Annotated in this window: 1 protein-coding gene; it reads right to left on the bottom strand. The window is 58.4% G+C overall.

The genetic code is table 11. The features are described 5' to 3' along the window. A partial coding sequence (locus MOV76_RS39650; protein ID WP_247266649.1) for a transposase occupies nt 1-243 on the bottom strand: 243 nt, incomplete at both ends.

The raw sequence follows: 243 nt of genomic DNA, 5'->3' as shown, positions 1-243 counted from the left end.
ACGATGGCTTCGTCGTTCGGAAAGATGCCGACGACCTCGGTGCGTCGCTTGATTTCGCCGTTGAGACGCTCAATTGGATTCGTCGAGTGCAGCTTTCCCGGTGCTCTTTCGAAGGTCATGTAGGCGAGCACGTCCTCTTCAGCGTCGTCCATGATGGTGGCAAGCTTCGGCACTTTCGGCCTGATTTGATCGGCGACACTGCGCCATTGTGCGCTTGCTGCCTCCGGGGTCTCCTGGGCAAAG

The organism is Rhizobium sp. PRIMUS64 (assembly GCF_023006465.1).
GTDB classification, from domain to species: Bacteria; Pseudomonadota; Alphaproteobacteria; order Rhizobiales; family Rhizobiaceae; genus Rhizobium; species Rhizobium leguminosarum.
The sequence above is the reverse complement of the archived record's forward strand: the minus strand, read 5'-3'. Positions and strand labels throughout refer to the sequence as shown.